The 17901-nt window shown below is 64.0% G+C and carries 13 protein-coding genes and 3 pseudogenes; 13 read left to right on the top strand and 3 right to left on the bottom strand.

Translation table 11 applies throughout. From position 1 onward, the window contains the following. Positions 1 to 9: 9 nt before the first annotated feature. Entirely contained in the window at positions 10 to 882 is an 873-nt protein-coding gene (locus C7H84_RS31260) for a helix-turn-helix domain-containing protein (protein WP_121862424.1), read from the bottom strand. A 187-nt stretch (positions 883 to 1069) separates the two neighbouring features. Between C7H84_RS31260 and C7H84_RS31265 the strand changes: the two genes are divergently transcribed. The 4 genes from C7H84_RS31265 to C7H84_RS31280 all read left to right on the top strand — a co-directional run bounded on the left by C7H84_RS31265 (position 1070) and on the right by C7H84_RS31280 (position 5740). After that, positions 1070 to 1903 carry an SDR family oxidoreductase gene (locus tag C7H84_RS31265; protein ID WP_121862567.1) on the top strand — a complete coding sequence of 278 codons (834 nt, stop codon included), beginning with the start codon at positions 1070 to 1072 and terminating at the stop codon, positions 1901 to 1903. 91 nt (positions 1904 to 1994) lie between these two features. Further along, positions 1995 to 3794: an FAD-dependent oxidoreductase gene (locus tag C7H84_RS31270; protein ID WP_205611482.1), complete on the top strand. Its 1800-nt coding sequence runs from the start codon at positions 1995 to 1997 to the stop codon at positions 3792 to 3794. Positions 3795 to 3808: 14 nt separating this feature from the next. Beyond that, positions 3809 to 4150: an NIPSNAP family protein gene (locus tag C7H84_RS31275; RefSeq protein WP_121862425.1), complete on the top strand. Its 342-nt coding sequence runs from the start codon at positions 3809 to 3811 to the stop codon at positions 4148 to 4150. A 213-nt stretch (positions 4151 to 4363) separates the two neighbouring features. Then, positions 4364 to 5740: an aromatic acid/H+ symport family MFS transporter gene (locus C7H84_RS31280; protein WP_121862426.1), complete on the top strand. Its 1377-nt coding sequence runs from the start codon at positions 4364 to 4366 to the stop codon at positions 5738 to 5740. A 133-nt stretch (positions 5741 to 5873) separates the two neighbouring features. Here the strand turns inward: C7H84_RS31280 and C7H84_RS31285 are convergent, their stop codons facing one another. Further along, positions 5874 to 6815, bottom strand: a complete 942-nt coding sequence (locus tag C7H84_RS31285; protein WP_121862427.1) for a dihydrodipicolinate synthase family protein — start codon at positions 6813 to 6815, stop codon at positions 5874 to 5876. A 603-nt stretch (positions 6816 to 7418) separates the two neighbouring features. On the opposite strand from C7H84_RS31285, the gene abaF reads away from it, so the two are divergent. From abaF to C7H84_RS31300, 3 genes are all read left to right on the top strand, one after another. After that, positions 7419 to 8798: a fosfomycin efflux MFS transporter AbaF gene (abaF, locus tag C7H84_RS31290; protein ID WP_121862428.1), complete on the top strand. Its 1380-nt coding sequence runs from the start codon at positions 7419 to 7421 to the stop codon at positions 8796 to 8798. A gap of 749 nt (positions 8799 to 9547) precedes the next feature. Continuing rightward, positions 9548 to 10135, top strand: coding sequence for a hypothetical protein (locus C7H84_RS31295; protein WP_240462148.1), 588 nt, complete (start codon positions 9548 to 9550; stop codon positions 10133 to 10135). Between the two features lie 237 nt (positions 10136 to 10372). Continuing rightward, positions 10373 to 11053 carry a GntR family transcriptional regulator gene (locus C7H84_RS31300; protein WP_121862430.1) on the top strand — a complete coding sequence of 227 codons (681 nt, stop codon included), beginning with the start codon at positions 10373 to 10375 and terminating at the stop codon, positions 11051 to 11053. A 138-nt stretch (positions 11054 to 11191) separates the two neighbouring features. Here C7H84_RS31300 and C7H84_RS31305 read toward each other — a convergent pair whose 3' ends face one another. Then, positions 11192 to 11386, bottom strand: coding sequence for a hypothetical protein (locus C7H84_RS31305; protein WP_121862431.1), 195 nt, complete (start codon positions 11384 to 11386; stop codon positions 11192 to 11194). A 306-nt stretch (positions 11387 to 11692) separates the two neighbouring features. On the opposite strand from C7H84_RS31305, the pseudogene C7H84_RS31310 reads away from it, so the two are divergent. From C7H84_RS31310 to C7H84_RS31330, 6 genes and pseudogenes are all read left to right on the top strand, one after another. Beyond that, positions 11693 to 12334: pseudogene (locus C7H84_RS31310) on the top strand (TRAP transporter substrate-binding protein); the annotation flags it as partial. Continuing rightward, positions 12330 to 12707 carry a TRAP transporter small permease subunit gene (locus C7H84_RS31315; protein ID WP_121862432.1) on the top strand — a complete coding sequence of 126 codons (378 nt, stop codon included), beginning with the start codon at positions 12330 to 12332 and terminating at the stop codon, positions 12705 to 12707. The pseudogene C7H84_RS31310 and the gene C7H84_RS31315, both read left to right, overlap by 5 nt. 4 nt (positions 12708 to 12711) lie before the next feature. Then, positions 12712 to 14064: pseudogene (locus tag C7H84_RS31320) on the top strand (TRAP transporter large permease). 95 nt (positions 14065 to 14159) lie between these two features. Further along, the gene (locus C7H84_RS37315; RefSeq protein WP_240462154.1) at positions 14160 to 14321 is read left to right on the top strand and encodes a hypothetical protein; all 162 of its coding nucleotides are present in this window, start codon (positions 14160 to 14162) and stop codon (positions 14319 to 14321) included. Continuing rightward, positions 14294 to 15144 (top strand): annotated as a pseudogene (locus C7H84_RS31325) (methyl-accepting chemotaxis protein); the annotation flags it as partial. The gene C7H84_RS37315 and the pseudogene C7H84_RS31325, both read left to right, overlap by 28 nt. Positions 15145 to 15365: 221 nt before the next feature. Further along, complete coding sequence (locus tag C7H84_RS31330) at positions 15366 to 17897, top strand: type VI secretion system Vgr family protein (RefSeq protein WP_121862433.1); 2532 nt, start codon at positions 15366 to 15368, stop codon at positions 17895 to 17897. Positions 17898 to 17901 lie beyond the last annotated feature (4 nt).

A 17901-nucleotide genomic window follows, 5' to 3' on the forward strand; every position in this document is an offset into this window, starting at 1 on the left:
GGGACGCGTTCATATAGATTCCCTGAACTCGCCGGGCGTCACACCGGTTTGCTTGCGGAAATAACGGCTGAAGTACGCGCTGTCCGCAAAACCCATCTCGTGCGCGATCTGCTTCACGCTCAGATTCGAATAGACAAGATCGCGTTGCGCTTCCCGAATCAGGTGCGCGTTGACGACCGCCGTCGTCGAAATCCCCAACTCCTCCCGACAGACGCGCGCAAGCTGCGCAGCCGTGACGCCGAGCCGGTCTGCATAGAATTCCACCGGTCGATGCTCGCGAAAATGCGTGTCGATCAGTTCACGAAAACGTCGCAGCAAGGTGCCGCGCCGATCGGTGCCTGCATGCGACGGCGCGGCCGCGAGATCGCCCACGCGCGCGATATGCACGACGAGCGCCACCAGCAACGCCATCCCCGCCGCGCCGCGCCCGCGTGACGTGCTGCGGAATTCCTGTTCGAGCAACGCGAACAGCGGCATCAGCATCGCCACGCTCGCGTCCGACCCCTTGACCGGAATCACCGCCGCCCGTTGCAGGATCGACAGCGCGCCCGGTGCGACGGTCTTGACCAGTGTTTCCAGCGCGCGCTGCACGACCGTGATCACGAGGCCGTCGATGTGCGGCGAGAACTCGAATGCATGGATTGTCTGCGCGGGCAGCAGCACGAGGCACGGCGGCGCGAACGTGTGCTTGTCGCTCTCGATCACGACATGCCCATGCCCGCCGCGAATGTACAAAATCTGCAATAGCGCATCGTGGCGGTGCGCGGCGATATGCCAGTCGTTCGGCCGGCTGCGCTCCGGTATCCATTCGAAGTTGAACGCGTCGTACCAGGGCGGACGCGCCGATTCGCCATACAGATCGTAGTTAGGGATTTTCCTCATGCCGCGCGGCCTCCTGTGTACAAATTGTCCTGTTGCTTGCGGCGTTTGTCCAATTTTCGCGCGGTGCGCGCTTCTATACTTTTCCCATCGACGTAGCGCCTGAACTTGACGCATCGCGTGACGTCCGGGTAGCAGGTGACGAATCCAGTCGGCGCGTTTCGAGCCTATTTAAAGAGGATGACTAATGATATCGCAAGCAGACAATCGCAAGCAGGGGTGGCTTCGCCTCGACGGACAGGTGTGCGTGGTGACGGGAGCGGCCGGGGGCATCGGCACGTCGATCGTCGAAACGTTTGTGGCGACCGGTGCACGGGTCGCACTGCTCGACCGCGACGCGGATGCGACCATCGCGCTCGCTGAGCGACTGCGTGCGGCAGGGGGCGACGTCGTCGCGATCGGCTGCGACATCGGCGACACCGCCAGCGTGACCCAGGCCGCCGAACGCGTGGAGCGCGACTTCGGCCCCGCCGACGTCCTCGTGAACAACGCCGGCCTGTTGCGGGCCGGCGGTATCGAGACCATCGGCCTCGATGCCTGGAACGCGATGCTGCAGGTCAATCTGACCGGCTACATGTTGTGTTCGCAGGCGTTCGGGCGCGCGATGCTGGCGCGCGGTTCCGGCGCGCTGGTGCATGTGGCGTCGATCGCGGCGCGCCACCCGCAGACGTATAGCGGCGCGTACAGCGCAAGCAAGGCAGCGGTCGCGATGTTGGCGCGGCAACTGGCGGCGGAGTGGGGGCCGCGCGGCATCCGCAGCAATACCGTGTGCCCCGGCATGATCCGCACGCCGTTGTCCGAGTCGTTCTATGCGAGCGGCGACATCGAGGCGCGCCGCGGCGCGATGACCGCGAGCCGCCGCATCGGCCGGCCCGACGACATCGCGAACGTCGTCGCGTTTCTCGCCAGCGAGCGAGCCGCGTATGTGAACGGCGCGGAACTGGTGGTCGATGGCGGCCTTGACGCGATGCTGATGGATCTCGTGCCGCGGCCCGGCTATGAAGCCGGCGCCGTCGCACGTTGATTCGACGACCCTGCCGTGCCGCACGCGCGGCTCGAAATCCGAGCTCGACGGCGTGGCGGCGCGGTCATTCCAGGAAACGGAGGAAGACATGATGAACGATCAACAGCGTTCGAAGCACGTCACGTGCGATCTGCTCGTGATCGGATCGGGCGCGGGCGGCCTGTCCACGGCCATTACCGCGCGCAACGCGGGCCTCGACGTGATCGTCGTCGAGAAGGAAGCGTGCTTCGGCGGTACCACTGCGTTTTCCGGCGGCGTGCTGTGGATCCCCGGCAATCGCCATGCGAGCGCGAACGGCGTGCAGGATACGCGCGAAGCGGCACGCACGTATCTGCGCGGCGAAACGGGCGCGTTCCACGACGACGTGGCGATCGACGCGTTTCTCGAGCACGGCCCGCGCATGCTCGAATTCTTCGAGCGCGAAACGGACGTGAAATTCGTGCCGACGCTGTATCCCGACTATCACCCGAACGTGCCCGGCGGCGTCGACATCGGCCGCTCGGTCGTTGCCGCACCGTACGATGCGCGCCGGCTCGGCCGCGATCTCGAGCGCCTGCGTCCGCCGCTGAAGACCATTACGTTCATCGGGATGATGTTCAATTCGTCGAACGCGGACCTGAAGCACTTCTTCAATGCGACGCGCTCGCTTCAGTCCGCGTGGTACGTGACGAAGCGGCTTGCCGCGCATCTGAAGGATCTCGCGCTGTACCGGCGTGGCGTGCAGATCACGAGCGGCAACGCGCTGGCCGCACGGCTCGCGAAGTCCGCGCTGGACCTCGGCATCCCGATCCTCACGAACACACCGGCACGCGAGCTGATCGCGGATGGCGCGCGCATCGTCGGTGCGACGGTCGGCGCGGACGGCGCGACGTATCGCATCACCGCGCGCCGTGCGGTCGTGCTCGCGAGCGGCGGCTTCTCGCACGACGTCGCGCGAATCGCGCGTGCGTATCCGCACGTTGCACGCGGCGGCGAGCATCTGTCGCCGGTGCCGACCGGCAACACCGGCGACGGCGCGAAGCTCGCCGAGCGCGCCGGCGGCCGCGTGGAGATTCGCTATCCGCAGCCGGCCGCATGGATGCCCGTCTCGCGCGTGCCGCTCGGCGACGGCCGCTTCGGCGTGTTTCCCCATCTGCTCGATCGCTACAAGCCGGGCGTCATCGGCGTGACGCGTCGCGGCACGCGTTTCACGAACGAATCGAATTCGTATCACGACGTCGGCGCTGCGATGATCGCCGCCTGCCGCGACGACGCCGAGACGGCGATGTGGCTCGTATGCGATCACGCGACGATCCGCAAATACGGGCTCGGCTTCGCGAAGCCCGCCCCCGTGCCGCTCGGGCCGCTGCTGCGCAACGGCTATCTCGTGCAGGGGCGCACGCTCGCGGAGCTCGCGCAGCGGGCCGGCATCGACGGGGCGAACCTGGAGGTGACCGTGCGGCGCTACAACCGCGATGCCGCGCGCGGCGAGGATCCCGAATTCGGCCGCGGCACGACGTCGTTCAACCGCTATCTCGGCGACGCCGACCATCGTCCGAATCCGTGCGTCGCGCCGCTCGGCGACGGACCGTATTACGCGCTGAAGGTCGTGATGGGCGATCTCGGCACCTTCGACGGGATCCGGACTAATGCGGTCGGTCAGGTGCTCGCCGCCGACGGTCGGCCGATCGCCGGCCTGTACGCGGTGGGCAACGATCGCGCCAGCATCATGGGCGGCAACTATCCGGGCGCGGGGATCACGCTCGGTCCGATCATGACGTTCGGCTACCTGAGCGCGCGCCATATCGCGGGGCTCATCGCGCTCACCGACCTGACCGACCTGAGCGCCCTCACCGAACCCACGCGGCGCGCGGCCGCGCCGCAATCGGCCGACGCACGCGCGACCGCCTGAACCCGGAGCCGACCATGACTACCGAGAAGGCATTCATCGACCATCGCATCTATACGATCCGCCCCCGCGGCATGGCGGAGTTCATCGAGATCTTCGACCGGCTCGCGATGCCGATCCAGGTCAGGTATCTCGGCGCACCCGTCGGCTTCTACATGAGCGACATCGGCGCGTTGAACCAGGTCGTCCATCTGTGGGGCTACGACAGCATCGCCGATTACGACGCGCGACGCACCGCGCGCGATGCCGATCCGGACTGGCCCGCGTATCTGCAGGCATCGGGCCATCTGATCGTCGCGCAGGAGAGCCGCATCATCCGCCGCGTCGAGTTTCCGAGCCTTGCGTACCTGACGCGCTGAGCGCTCACGACGATGAACCGGATGCGGCGAGCGACGTCACCGGCACCGTGCTGAACGTCGACGGCGGCTGGCCGGCCTACAGCGCTGATTCACCGCCCGGCTGACGGCTTCGTTGACCCGAGGCCAGATTCACAACACAACATGTTCATGGAGATGTCCGCACGCTTGCGGCGCGTCGGCGCCGTCTTGCGTCCGGACCGAAGGAGACACACGATGAAAACCCAACCGCGTACGCTCGACGTGCAGTCGTTCATCGACGCCGAGCGCTTTTCCCCCTGCCAGTGGCTGATCCTGATCCTGTGCTTCCTGGTCGTGGCCGCCGACGGCTACGACACGGCCGCGATCGGCTTCATCGCGCCCGCATTGACACACGACTGGGGCATCGCGCGCAGCGCGCTCGGCCCGGTGATGAGCGCGGCGCTGGCCGGGCTCGGCATCGGCGCACTTGCCGCCGGCCCGTGCGCGGACCGGCTCGGCCGCAAGACCGTGCTCGTGCTGTCGGTGGCCTGCTTCGGCGCGTGGAGCATGGTGTCCGCGCATGCGCAGTCGATCGAGACGCTGACGGCCTTTCGCTTCCTGACCGGGCTCGGCCTGGGCGCCGCGATGCCGAACGCCGTCACGCTGATGTCGGAATATGCGCCGGCCCGGATCCGCGGCGTGGCCGTCAACGCGATGTTCTGCGGCTTCTCGTGCGGGCTCGCAATCGGCGGCATCACGTCCGCATGGCTGATTCCGCATTTCGGCTGGCAAAGCGTCCTGAGCGCGGGCGGGATCGGACCGATCGTGCTGGCCGTGGCACTCGTCGTGCTGCTGCCCGAGTCCGCGCAGTATCTCGCGGCACGCCACGGCACCCAGGCGCGCATCGCTCGCATCCTCGCGCGGATCGCGCCGGGCGAGCGCTTCGACGACTGTACGTTCGTTGCCGCCGGCGCGCGCGTGAGCGACGGGGGTGGGGCATCCGCGCTCGCGCTGGTGCTGTCCGCGTCGTTCCGTGCGCGCACGCTGATGCTGTGGGCGGCCTACTTCATGGGGCTGCTGATCTATTACCTGCTGACCAACTGGATGCCGACGCTGCTGCGCGACGCGGGCTTCAGTGCCGAAGGCGGCGCGCTGATGACGTCGCTGTTCCCGCTCGGCGGTGTGCTCGGCAATCTCGGTGTCGGCTGGCTGATGGATCGCTTCAATCCGAATCGCACGATCGTGTGTGCGTATGTCGTGGCGGCGCTGCTGGTGCTCGTGGCGAGCCGCACGATCGGGCATGCCGCGTGGCTCGGCACGCTGATCTTCCTGTGCGGCACCGTGGTGACGAGCGCGGTAACGTCGATGTCGGCCTATGCCGCGAGCCTGTATCCGACGCGCTGCCGCGCGACGGGTGTGGCCTGGATGCTCGGCATCGGGCGCATCGGCGGCGTGGCCGGCGCGTTCGCCGGCGCGATGCTGATGGGGCTCGGCTGGCGCTTCGGCGACGTGTTCAGCCTGCTTGCGGTGCCGGCGCTCGTCGCGGCCGGTGCGCTGTACGCGATCGGCGCGTGCCGCACGGAGATCACCGAGCAGGAGCGCGCGAGCGGGGCGGCCGTGCAGCAACACTGATCCGGCGCGCGCGCAGTTGCAGCGCGGCGCATGAATGACGAAAAGCCACGGATCGCTCCGTGGCTTTTCGTGTTGGTCACGCAGCCGCTTCATGGCCACGTGTCGTGCAGCGCGTGAGCGCTCAGGCGATGGCTCAGGCGATGGTCTTGGACCAGTTCGCGTACCAGTTGCGGAACAGCGTGTACTGCGCTTCCGCGTAGTTGCGCTGCGCGTCGCTCAGTGCATCCGTTTCGTTGAAGTGCAGCGTGTATTCCTTGTCGCCGTTCAGCACCATCAGGTGCTTGTAGAACAGCACCAGGTCGCAGCCTTCGTCGAACGACGACAGCACGGCCAGCGCGGCTTCCAGTTCCTTCGCACGCACGCGCGCCACCGGGTCGCCTTGCGCGGCCTTCTTGCACAGGTCGACCAGTTGCAGCACTTCGCGCGGCAGCGCGTTGCCGATGCCGGTGATCGCGCCTGCTGCGCCGCAGTTCACGAAGCCATGGAACACTTGCGTGTCGACGCCGGCCATCAGCGTCACGCTGTCGTCCTGCGACGTGATGTTCTCGGCTGCGTAGCGCATGTCGGCCGCGCCGCCGAATTCCTTGAAGCCGATCAGGTTCGGGTGCTGGCGACGCAGTTCGAAGAACAGGTCGGCGCGCGTTGCGAAGCCATAGTACGGGCTGTTGTAGATCACGGCCGGCAGGTTCGGCGCGGCGTTCAGGATCGCGGCGAAGTGCGCCTTCTGTGCGGCCGGCGATGCGCCGCGCGACAGCACGCGCGGGATCACCATCAGGCCGTGCGCGCCGACCTTCGCGGCATGCGCGGCGTGCGACACGGCTTCCTTCGAGTTCACCGCACCCGTGCCGACGATCGTCGGCACGCCGGCTTCGACCAGACGCGCGACGCCCTCCTGGCGCTGCGCTTCCGTCAGCAGCGGCCAGTCGCCCATCGAGCCGCAGTACACGACCGCGCGCATGCCGAGTGCCACCAGCTCCTTGCCCTTCTTCACCAGCGCGTCGAAATCCGGCTGACGGTCAGCGGTGCACGGCGTCATCAGGGCCGGAATGGTGCCGGTAAAAATGTTGTCGCTCATCTCGTTTCCTCACATTCAGATAGGGTCAACTGCCGTTGCCGGCAGCTTGGGCTGTGCGCGTGCTCGCCGTCTCGTCGGTACTTCGCGTGATCCGGACGGCGGCTGGCCACTTCTTGTTTGCCTCGGTGCCGAAGCGTTGGCTCCGGTTCCGCCCGAGAGTCAGCCATCGACGGAAGCCATTCTAGTCAGTTCGCATATTTTATACAATATAAAATAAAAGGGGCATGACGAACGGTGCCGTGCCGGGGTGTCGGGGAGGGCGGGAAACCGCGCCGCAGCGGGCTCTGACGGGAATCGCCGGGAGTTTCGATGAAGCGGGGTCGTTGGTTCTTTCGGCGCTTCTTGCTTCCGCCGGGCGGTGCTTGTGGCCCAACGGGGCCCCTCAGGCGGCCCCGTGTCGCGCTTTCCGCCGATCAAAAACGCCCGTCTCGCCCACACCCGCCTGGTCCCCAAACACCTTCTTACCCGTCGCATCTCAGCCTGCCGAAACCATTTTGAGATTACGTGGATTGTGTATTGAATATTGTATAAAATCCATCGCGCGAGCTTACTCGCGAACCGCCCCGTCACGGGAATTGGAAGACAACGAGAGGAGATACGGAGATGACAAGTCAGGTCGGCGAGGCAGTCTCGCCCGGTAGTCCGGCAGCCGTGCAGGACACGGCATCGAAACGGGAGTTGAAGCGGGTCGTCGCGGCGTCGATGGTCGGGTCGGTCGCGGAGTGGTACGAGTTCTTCCTGTATGGAACGGCGTCGGCGCTGGTGTTCGGCACCCACTTCTTCAAGAAGACGGGCAATCCGATCGACGGCCTGCTCGCCGCGTTCGCGTTGTATGCGGTCGGGTTCGCTGCTCGTCCGATCGGCGGGCTGGTGTTCGGCTACTACGGCGACAAGTTCGGCCGCAAATATCTGCTGCAGGTCAGCCTGATCGTCGTCGGCATCACCACGTTCCTGATGGGGTGCCTGCCGACCTTCGATGCGATCGGCTACTGGGCGCCGGTGCTGCTCGTGTCGCTGCGGCTGATCCAGGGTTTCGCGTTCGGCGGCGAGTGGGGCGGCGCGATCCTGCTGGTCAGCGAACACAGTCCGGACAACCGCCGCGGCTACTGGGCCAGCTGGCCGCAGGCCGGCGTGCCGGCCGGCAACCTGGTCGCGACCATCATCCTGCTGGTGCTGTCGAGCTCGCTGTCGGAGGCCGACTTCCTGGCATGGGGCTGGCGTGCGGCGTTCTGGTTCTCGGCGGTGGTCGTGCTGATCGGCTTCTGGATTCGCCGCAAGGTCGACGATGCGCCGATCTTCAAGGAAGCGCAGGCGCGCCGCGCGCAGAAGCAGGAAAAGCAGCTCCGCGTGGGGCACGTGCTGAAGTATCACTGGCGACAGGTGCTGATCGGCATCGGCGCGCGGTTTGCCGAGAACATCCTGTATTACATGGTCGTCACGTTCTCGCTGACTTATCTGAAGCTGGTTGTCGGTTTTGATACCACGCGGATTTTGAAGCTGATGTTCGCGGCCAATGCGATTCATTTCTTCTTCATTCCGATGATGGGGCTGTTGTCGGATATCGTCGGCCGCAAGCCGGTGTATTTGACTGGCGCCGTGTTGACCGCCGGGTGGGGCTTCGTCGCGTTCCCGATGATGGATACCGGCAACGACTGGATCATCATGGCCGCGATCGTGCTCGGGCTGTTCATCGAATCGATGACGTATTCACCGTATTCGGCGCTGATGACCGAGATGTTTCCCACCAACGTGCGTTATACGGCGCTGTCGCTGTGTTATCAGGTCGCGCCGCTGATGGCCGGGTCGCTCGCGCCGCTGATCGGGTTGTCGCTGCTCGAGCGCTATCACTCGTCGACGCCGATCGCGTTGTACCTGGTCGCCGCCGCGGGGATCTCGATCGTGTGCGTGGGGCTCGCGAAGGAGACGCGCGGCAAGTCTTTGCGCGATGTCGATGCCGACGCAAGCCGGCGGACCGGCGTGTGACGCAGGCGGTCGAAGTCGGATCGCAGGTACGGAAGCCACCCGCGAGGGTGGTTTTTTTGTTCTCAGGCGTAGGGTTTCGTCTGAATAAATCGAGGCTCGACGTTAATCCACGCGGCAGAAATTTCACTATTACATACTGAAAGTTTCGCAATGTTCATTATGAATTGCGACCCCTTCACTATTTGCGGCATCAAATGTAAAAAAATCTGCCGCATTAATCAGTGCCGGAATCCAGGTCAGAACAATTTCGTATCCGCCGTATCGGGGGAAACCCCGCGTGGGTCCGACCCTGCCGTTATGCGGCTTGACCGTCGTTACGCTATTTGCATTTCGTAACAAGTCGGGTTGATCGGTCGAAACTGGCGTTTTAAATTTCGCCGGTCGTTCAGCAGCACCCCTGCAGTTGGGCGACCTTTCATTCTGCAAGTCACGGCATGCGAATGCCTGGATGGCCAGCCATCCGACACCACAAGTCTGCACGCTGTGTGGGCTTGATCAATTGGTCGAACTCGCGATGGGTATCGATTCGACTGTATGCGGCCCGTGGGGACCCGACGCACCTTAGTGGGCTCGCCGAGTTATTCATGTCATGCCGAACTGGATCCAGCTTGATACCGGAATCCATGATCGAACTTTGATATTTGCGTCGTATTCCTAAATGTATAGCCGAAATTCGCCCAGATTTGCGGCGGTACAACTTAACTTTTGCGCAATGCGCCGATAAAGGACAGACAATGGAATTCGTACGAATGGGAATCGTCTATATTCATCTCATCGCCTGCTGTGTCGCGATTGGTCTCGTGCTGACCAGCGACATCGCCATGGTCAAGCGACTGCTGGATTCAGACGCATCTGCCGATTTTGACCAGGGCCACCTGCCCAGCCTGCAGCGCACCGTCTCGTTGGCGTTGACGGTTCTCTGGATCACGGGCATCGCGATCATTGCGTTCGACATGCGGACCCAGGGTCTCGGATATCTCGGCAATCCCAAACTGCAGGCCAAGATAGCCATCGTCGCGTTGCTGACCTTCAACGGTATCGCTTTGCACTCCGCGGTTCTTCCGGCATTGGAGAAAGCGGGGTCCCTGCTGAAGCTTTCCTTCGAACGACGCATGGTTGCCATTTTCTCTGGCGTGATTTCCGCCGTCTCGTGGTTCTACGCGGCAATGCTGGGCGTCGGGCGCCCGTTGAGCTGGAAGTATTCGCTGGTCCAGATTCTCGCCGCTTACCCGGCACTGATTGCCGGTGGAATCGCCACCATGTTGTTCATCACGGCAGTGGCGAAATCCAGGACGTCCGTTGAACAACAGAATTCGGAAGAGGCCGCGGCCTATTGATTGCCGCCACCCGAAGGATGCGCACCGCTCACGGCAGTGCGCATCCTGTCGTCGCACCTTCCGCGCGTTGGCCAGCGCCGGATTTCGACTCTTAGGGTGCACGCGACCACTCGGACGGTGGCTGCACGCCACCGCCGCGCGGCGGCTGGGGACGCTCTGCTAATATTGTAGAAAATATGCAATCCCCGCCGCCGCGTCGGCGCCAGCCTGACCGCCATCCCCCGTCCGAACCGCAACATGAACGAGAAACGCCCTGCTCTTGTCTACGCCACGCGCGCCGAAGCCGCTGCGAATGAACTGCGCCGCCGTATCCTGACGGGCGAGTATGTCGACGGCTACCAGCTTCGCCAGGATGCGCTCGCGACCGAGCTCGGCATCAGCCGCATCCCGCTGCGCGAAGCGCTCGTGCAGCTCGAGAGTGAAGGACTGGTGAAAATCCTGCCGCACAAGGGCGCGATTGTCTCGGAGCTATCCCCGGAAGACATCACCGAGTTGTTCGAACTCCGCGCGCTGCTCGAACCTGTGCTGCTGAAAAAATCGATTCCGAAGCTGACCGCCGAGGACTTCGCGCGGCTCGATGCGATTCTCGACGAATACAGCGCCGTGCTGCATGCGAGCCAGTCGGGGCGTTGGGGCGAACTGAATACCGAATTGCATCATTTGCTGCTGTCGCGCGCAGAGCAGCCGAAGACGGCGGCGATCGTCGCATCGCTGCTGCAGCAGACCGACCGTTACACACGCGTGCAGCTGTCGCTGTCGGAAGCCGCCCGCGACGTGGCCGAATCCGAACATGCGGAACTGGTCGCGTTGTGCCGCAAGGGCGACACGCGCGCGGCGTCGTCGTTGCTCAAGCGCCATATCGAACACGCGGGCAACGAGTTGAATACGTTTCTGCGAGACCGACGCCTGGGTCGTTGAGCGCACTCGGTTACCCGACTCCGCGAACACCACGTTACGATCAGGTCCAGCGCCGAAGGCGCTCGCATCCGACGTATTGCCGTCCGGACGGCGCGCGCCGGATGTCACCGAGCCGCGCTTGTACCCGCTGACTTCGGCTTAGCCGCCACCGATCCCCTGCAGCACCTTCCCCGTCCCGCCGCACACCGTGCACGGCTGTCCTTCGACCATCCCGGTGCCGCGGCACACGCCGCATACATCCTCGCCGACGCCCGGCGCATCGGGCGGCCCTTCGTCGCCCGGGTTCAACGACGAATCCTGATGCTGTCCTTCTTGCGGTTTGTTCGTCTGCATCGCGCACCTCCTGTCGCGTTTCGGGTGTCGCGGCGGGCACGCATCGCTCGTGCCCGCCGCGACAGCACGCAAGCAGGCGGCGGCCCGCGCCGCGGGCCCGTGATCGCGATATGGTCAGTCATCCTATGACAATGTAAGTGGAAACGGAAGGCGGCGGTCTGCAGCAGGAAAACGACACAACCCCGTGTCGATTCAAATGCACTCCCGGTTCCGGAAAACGTTTCGCCCCGAGTCTGTCGTGTGGGTATGGCTGTTCCACGTCCCCGGCCGAAAACCCGCTACAGGGGTGCTTATAGGGGTATGCACCAGGTGTTCGGCAACAGCGCGCTCGGCTCCGAGAAGGACACGGTCGACCAGGTGCGGATCGGCGCGATCGACATGGCGCGCGCGAACGGCGCGTCGTTCAACGAGATCGTGCCGGAGTGGCTGATCCCGTCGTTCCCGTTCCTGTTCCGCGACGTCGACCACTTCCGCAAGGCGATGTACGGCCCGGCCGGCCAGAAGATCCTCGACGCGTTCGCGGCGAAGGGGATGATCGCGCTGACGTTCTACGAGAGCGGCGCGCGCTCGATCTACGCGAAGCGCCCGGTGCGCACGCCGGCCGACATGAAGGGGCTGAAGGTGCGCGTGCAACCGTCGGACCTGATGGTCGACGAGATCAAGGCGATGGGCGGCACGCCGACGCCGATGCCGTTCGCCGAGGTCTACACGGGCCTGAAGACGGGCCTCGTCGACGCAGCGGAAAACAACCTGCCGTCGTACGAGGAAACCAAGCACTTCGAAGTGGCGCCCGACTACTCGGAGACGCAGCACGCGATGACGCCGGAAGTGCTGGTGTTCTCGAAGAAGATCTGGGACACGCTGTCGCCGCAGGAGCAGGCGGCGATCAGGAAGGCCGCGGCCGATTCGGTGCCGTACTACCAGAAGCTGTGGACTAGTCGTGATGCGTTACGTGTTCGAGGACGCGCCCGATTTCGTCGAGCCGATCGCATTGCTGCTGGTGATCGTGATCGCGATGTTCGGCGCGGCGATGAAGGTGCGCGACGGCGGCCACATCGGCCTCGACTCGCTCGTGCAGCGCCTGTCGGCCGGCCCGCGCACGGTCGTGATCGCGATCCAGCACCTGAGCCTGATCGCGTTCGCGATCGCGATCATGGTCGGCTGCGGCACCATGGCCGCCGAGACGATGGGCGACCACATCCCGATCATCGGGCTGCCCGAAGGCGTGCGCTACCTGATCACGATTCCCGCGGCGATCGCCATCATCCTTTTCTCGCTCGAGCACTTGCTCGCGCTTCGTCGTTCTTCGTCGGGACAATAACGCCATGGAACTCGCGATCCTGTCCGTCAGTTTTCTGATATTCCTCGTGCTCGGCGTGCCCGTGTCGTTCGGGCTCGGGCTCGCATGCGTGCTGACCTACATGGTCGAAGGGCTGCCGATCGCCACCGCGATGCAGTCGATGATCTCGGGGATGAACGCATTCTCGTTCCTCGCGGTGCCGTTCTTCATCTTCTCCGGCGAGCTGATGCTGCACGGCGGCATCGCCGACCGGATCCTGCGCTTCGCGCAGGCGACCGTCGGCCATTTCCGCGGCGGCCTCGGGATGGCCAACGTCGTCGCGTGAACACTGTTCGGCGGCGTGTCGGGCTCGCCGACCGCCGATACGTCGGCAATGGGCGGCGTGGTGATTCCGTTGATGAAGCGCGAAGGCTACAGCGCGGCTTATGCGGTCAACGTGACGACCCACGCGTCGCTCGCCGGCGCGCTGATGCCGACGTCGACCAACATGATCATCTACGCGTTCGCCGCGCAGGGCATCACGGGCATGCTGCATGGCCAGCAGGTGAGCGGCGTGTCGATCGGCGACCTGCTGTTCTCCGGCTTGCTGCCGGTGCTGTGGGTGATGGGCTTCGTGCTCGCCGCCGCGTACTGGCAGGCCGTGCGTCACGGCTATCCGCGCCGTGAAGACGGCTCGTCCGCGCTGCCGTCGTTCCCGGGCTGGTATGCGGTGCTGCGCAGCTTCGTAGGCGCGGTGCCGGGCCTGATGGTGATCGCGATCATCCTCGTCTGCGTCGCGAAGGGCATCGCCACGGCAACCGAAGCTGCCGCGATCGCCGTCGTGTATTCGCTCGTGCTGACCGCGATCGTGTACCGCACGCTGACCGTCGAGAAGCTGCGCCGCGCGCTGTCGCACGCGGCGCGTACGACGGGCGTCGTGCTGCTGCTGATCGCCGTGTCGAACATGCTGCGCTTCCAGATGTCGTACCTGGAGATTCCGGATGCGATCGAAGGGCTGCTGAAGCAGTCGACCGCTGCGCCGTGGCTGATGCTGCTGTACATCAACATCATCCAGGTGTTCCTCGGCACGTTCGTTGACATGGCCGCGCACATCCTGATCACGACGCCGCTGTTCCTGCCGATCGCGATGGCGTGCGGCGTCGGGCCGGTGCAGTTCGGGATCATGCTGCTGCTGAACTGCTCGCTCGGCCTCGTGCACCCGCCGATCGGTTCCGTGCAGTTCGTCGGCTGCGCGATCGGCAACGTATCGATCGGCGAGACGACGAAGATGGCGTGGCCGTACTACCTCGCGATCTTCAGTGCGATCAACATCGTCACGTACATGCCGTTCTTCTCGACCTGGCTGCCGAGCCTGATCAGCGGGCATGCGGTGTTCTGACCGGTTGCGTTGTCAATCGCGGCGCCGGACGGCCGAGGTTGTCCGGCGCCGCAATCACGTCAATGGCTTCTTTCTTCCTCGCATTGCGAATCCACATGAACAAGAAGACAGCATCGCGCGCCGTCGCGTCTGCCGCATTCGTGCTGAGTGCATCGCTCGTGCACGCCGCGACGTATGCGTACGTGTCGAACAGCGACAGTCGCGACATCTCGGTGTTCGGCGTCGACACGTCGGCCGGATCGCATCGAACGACCTGACCGTGACGGTGCCCGACGCCGGCCGCAACGAAATCGGTCAGTTGTTTGCCGCGATGAAACGGATGCAGGCGGGGCTCGCGAAGACGATCACCGGCATGCGCGACGGCAGTGACGCGATTCACACGGCCGCGCGCGAGATCGCCGCAGGGAACCTCGACCTGTCGAGCTGCACCGAGCAGCAGTCCGCGTCGCTCGAGGAAACGGCCGCGAGCATGGAGCAACTGACGTCGACGGTGCGCCAGAATGCGGACAACGCGCAGCAGGCGAGCACGCTCGCCGCGAGCACCGCGGATCTCGCGCAGCACGGCGGCGAACTGGTCGGCCGCGCGGTCGACATGATGCGCGTGATCGACACGAGCTCGCAGAAGATCGCGGAGGGGATGATCAACGGCATTGCGCTCTAGACCAACATCCTCGCGCTGAACGCGGCGGTGGAGTCGGCCGGAGCGAGCGAACGCGGGCGCGGTGCGCACGCTGGCGCAGCGCAGCGCGGGTGCCGCGCGCGAGATTCGCCAGTTGATCGGCGCATCGATCGACGACGTGCGCGACGGGAATGCGCTCGTGACGCACGCGGGGCACGCGATGGGCGAGATCGTGTCGTCGGTGCGGCGCGTCGCGACGATCATGACCGAGATCCCGACGGCGACCGTCGAGCAGAACGCGGGATCGACCAGGTCGGGCAGGCCGTTACGCACAGATGGACCAGATGACGCAGCAGAACGCGGCGCTCGTCGAACAGGCGAGTGCGGCCGCGACCGCGCTCGAGCATCAGGTGAGCTCGAGGCAGGCGATGTCGGTGTTCCGGATTGCGCGGGCGGGGTGAGTCTATTTACGACAGAGTAGGTTTTACACGAACGGAGAGATATCGGAAATATTTACTTTTAGACTTGTGCGATGCCGGTAAATTGAAGTGCCAATTTCACGCTCTCATATTTATTTGAGATAAGTGAAGTCGGCCGATCCCGCTATCGTCTTGTGCCGAAAGGCATTTATAATCAGCGCTCGGCAGAAACCCCACCTGTATACCAACCAAGGGAAAGCTGCATGGGCCACACCGCACTTTACAAGACGTTGCGTCTGGGCGACGTGCAATACAATCGTCTTGTCAAACTCGACACGCCGCTTGGAGTCGACTGGTTATTGCCGCTTTATGTGAAAGGAACGGCTCGACTCGGTCGCGATTACGAATTCGTGATTGATGCCGTTTCGCCACGCGGTAGCCAAATTGAACTGAGTGCGCTACTGGCCAAGCCGGTCACGCTCTGGATCCAGCAGACGGACGGCTCCTACATGCCGATCCATGGCTACGTTCACCGATTCAGCAGACTGGGCGCGGATGGGCCGCTGACTTTTTACAAGCTAGCGTTCTCGTCCTGGCTCTATTTCTTGCGCCTGCGCCGCGACATGCGCGACTGGCAGGAGCAGAACGGCGAGCAGATTCTGGTGGACGTCTTTAACGAGCACCCGCAAGCACGGGGTGCGTTCCGCGTCGATCTACACAAGCCTCTGCCGTCCTATTCAAATCGCGTGCAGTGGGAATACGATCTGAATTTCGTCTATCGCAGCATGGAGGAGGCAGGCGTATTTCCGTACTTCGAGCAAGCCGAAAATGGCCGATCGCACACGATGGTTTTGACGGACGACGTTTATTTCGTCCCGCAACTCAAACAGCCCGTTGTCGAGTTCGGCCCTACGGAAATCAGCGGGGAACTGGACGGGTTCGCGCAGTGGAAGGAGCAGCTTCAGATTGACAGTGCGCAATTGACGTCGCGCTCGTTCGACTATAAGCGGCCCGATCTTCCTCGGCAGGTACAGGGCGTGACCGACGTGGACGGCCAGTTGGCGACCGACGGGGAAATCTACGACTACCCGGGCGCGTACATGTGGTCGGACCGTGAGCAAGGTGAGCGCCTTGTCCAGATTCGACTTGAAGAGCGCAAATCGCGGATGAAACGTTTTCACGGAATAGGCGGCTTGCGCTGCGCGATGCCGGGGCGACGCTTCGAGCTTCGCGGTCATCCGGTGCATGATGCGGGCAGTCAACCGGATCGTGAATTTGTTCTGCTCGGGGTTGACTGGCTGATTTGCAATAACCTGCCTGGTCTGGACGAGGCGGATCAATTTCCCGACGGGCTGGCTGCGGAAGTTGCCCAAGCGAAGGCTGGCGCGACGGTTCGCCACGCAGACGGCAGCGAAGGTTTTTTCCAGGTGGTGGTTGAGGCGCAGCCGCGCAACGTCCCGTTCCGTAGCCCGTTCGAACACAAGAAGCCGGTGATGCAGTTGCAGAATGCAATCGTCGCCGGGCCGAGCGGGGAAGAGGTGTACACCGATTCGCTGAACCGGGTGAAGGTGTGGTTCCACTGGAATCGCCGCAATGGCCAGGATGAACGTGCATCGTGCTGGGTGCGCCCGACGTTCCTGGATGCAGGCTCGAATCGAGGTGGGATTCAGCCGCTGCGCAAGGGCGACGAAGTGGTCGTCGGTTTCATGGAAGGTGACTGTGACCGGCCCGTCATCATCGCGAGAATGTACGGGGGAGCTACGCAGCCGGTGTGGCACACGAACGGCTTGCTGTCCGGTCAGCGCTCGCGGGAGTACGGCGGCACAGGCTACAACCAGCTCGTAATGGACGACTCGACGCAGCAGAATCGGGTTCACCTTTACTCGAGCAGCTATCAGTCCCACTTGCACCTGGGGTACCTGATCCAGCAGACCGACAATACGCGCGGTGCTTTCCTTGGGAGCGGGTTCGACCTCAAATCAGACGCCTATGGTGCCATTCGGGCGGGACAGGGCTTGTTCGTATCTACCCACCCGACAGCGGCGAACCAGCCGTTGAACGTAACGGCAGCGTCCGAGCAGTTAGCCAGTGCGGAAACCGTTGTGGATTTGACGTCGCAGGCGAGCTCGGCGAATCAGGCCGAAAGTTTGCAGGAAGGACAGGACGCACTCAAGAAGTTCACCGACGCGACGCACTATAGCGTGAGCGGCGGCGCCGGCAGCGGCGGTCGGACTGGCGGCGGCGGCACGGGTAACGCCAACGGCTTTTCGACACCGATCATGCTGATGGCGAGTCCTGCGGGCGTGGGTCTGTCGACGCAGGAATCGGCGCAGGTCACGGCGAACCAGCAGGTCAATATCGTCAGTGGCAAGAGCGTGCACGTGGCGGCCGGCAAATCGCTGATCGCGAGTGTGATGGAGAAGATTAGCCTGTTCGCGCAGAACGCAGGGATCAAGCTGTTTGCTGCGAAGGGCAAGGTCGAGATCCAGGCGCAGAGCGACGAGATGAAGCTTGCCGCGCTCAACGACGTGACGATCACGAGCTCGAACGGGAAAGTCGTCATTTCGGCGGAGAAGGAGATCTGGATCGGTGCAGGCGGTTCGTACATCAAGATCACGCCCGATCTGATCGAGAACGGGACGAGCGGGCAGATTCTCGAGAAGTGTGCGAATTGGGACAAACCGGGCGCGTCGTCGATGCGTCTGCCTTCACCGATTGCGAGCGTGCCGAAGGGCTGTTCGTGGAAGACTGCTGCGGCATCGGCCGATAGCGCGTCGAGTATCGTATTGGAGTGACTGG

The sequence above is a fragment of the Burkholderia sp. Nafp2/4-1b genome, assembly GCF_003635165.1.
Lineage (GTDB): Bacteria > Pseudomonadota > Gammaproteobacteria > Burkholderiales > Burkholderiaceae > Burkholderia.

Excerpts from the sequence above, each read along its gene's own strand:
- C7H84_RS31260 (WP_121862424.1), bottom strand. The coding sequence starts at position 882 with ATGAGGAAAATCCCTAACTACGATCTGTATGGCGAATCGGCGCGTCCG.
- C7H84_RS31270 (WP_205611482.1), top strand. The coding sequence starts at position 1,995 with ATGAACGATCAACAGCGTTCGAAGCACGTCACGTGCGATCTGCTCGTG.
- C7H84_RS31275 (WP_121862425.1), top strand. The coding sequence starts at position 3,809 with ATGACTACCGAGAAGGCATTCATCGACCATCGCATCTATACGATCCGC.
- C7H84_RS31280 (WP_121862426.1), top strand. The coding sequence starts at position 4,364 with ATGAAAACCCAACCGCGTACGCTCGACGTGCAGTCGTTCATCGACGCC.
- C7H84_RS31285 (WP_121862427.1), bottom strand. The coding sequence starts at position 6,815 with ATGAGCGACAACATTTTTACCGGCACCATTCCGGCCCTGATGACGCCG.
- abaF (WP_121862428.1), top strand. The coding sequence starts at position 7,419 with ATGACAAGTCAGGTCGGCGAGGCAGTCTCGCCCGGTAGTCCGGCAGCC.
- C7H84_RS31295 (WP_240462148.1), top strand. The coding sequence starts at position 9,548 with ATGGGAATCGTCTATATTCATCTCATCGCCTGCTGTGTCGCGATTGGT.
- C7H84_RS31300 (WP_121862430.1), top strand. The coding sequence starts at position 10,373 with ATGAACGAGAAACGCCCTGCTCTTGTCTACGCCACGCGCGCCGAAGCC.
- C7H84_RS31305 (WP_121862431.1), bottom strand. The coding sequence starts at position 11,386 with ATGCAGACGAACAAACCGCAAGAAGGACAGCATCAGGATTCGTCGTTG.
- C7H84_RS31315 (WP_121862432.1), top strand. The coding sequence starts at position 12,330 with ATGCGTTACGTGTTCGAGGACGCGCCCGATTTCGTCGAGCCGATCGCA.
- C7H84_RS37315 (WP_240462154.1), top strand. The coding sequence starts at position 14,160 with ATGAACAAGAAGACAGCATCGCGCGCCGTCGCGTCTGCCGCATTCGTG.
- C7H84_RS31330 (WP_121862433.1), top strand. The coding sequence starts at position 15,366 with ATGGGCCACACCGCACTTTACAAGACGTTGCGTCTGGGCGACGTGCAA.